The sequence below is a fragment of the Oleiphilus sp. HI0132 genome, from assembly GCF_001635845.1.
The window spans coordinates 1-682 of the sequence record NZ_LWGJ01000230.1; the positions used below are offsets into that span (position 1 = coordinate 1).

At 43.4% G+C, this 682-nt stretch carries 2 protein-coding genes; both read left to right on the plus strand.

Annotation, left to right across the window (positions count from 1 at the left end):
* On the plus strand, window positions 1-429 hold a 429-nt coding region (locus tag A3766_RS02895; RefSeq protein ID WP_304440921.1), incomplete at its 5' end, for an FAD-linked oxidase C-terminal domain-containing protein.
* Window positions 430-449: 20 nt separating this feature from the next.
* Window positions 450-682 (plus strand): hypothetical protein (locus tag A3766_RS31820; RefSeq protein ID WP_156508639.1); only part of this gene is annotated, 233 nt, incomplete at its 3' end.

Genomic DNA, 682 nt, shown 5'->3' on the forward strand with positions numbered 1-682 from the left:
CGTTTGCGTGAAGGTATCTCAGAGTCGATTTCTGTGCGTACTCCGTACAAAAACGATATTTCGGTCGTGGTCTCTAAAGTTCCTGAGTTTCTAAATGAGATCAATTCAGTGGTGACTGAGCATTACCCGGATTTTGAAATTATCTGGTTTGGTCATATCGGTGATGGCAATCTGCATTTGAATATTCTTAAGCCTGAAGATTTAAGCAATGAAGAGTTCTTCTCGAAGTGCATTCAGGTAAATAAGTGGGTTTTTGATATTGTCGCAAAATACAATGGTAGTATCTCGGCAGAGCACGGCGTCGGAATGGTCAAGAAAGATTACCTGGGTTATTCGCGTTCGCCTGTTGAGATCGAAATGATGAAAGGCGTTAAGCGTGTCTTTGATCCAAAAGGCTTGATGAATCCTGGAAAGATTTTCGATCTGTAGCCTCTTTAATTAGATGGTGAATGTACGGTAATGAGAACAATATGCGGGTAGTCGATAAAAGGGGATTTCTTTGCTCTCTCATTCTGCTCGCCTTTATCTCATTGTTGTTCTTGTCCCAGTCGCGGCTTCCAGCGCTGGATGAAAAAGCTCAGATGGGCCAGCGCAACCATCTTAGTTCTCTCGCCTTTGATGTCATTTACCCGCTTAGTGCTGAGCAAGGGCATGCAGAGCGTATTCTCTATAGCTCGCTTAA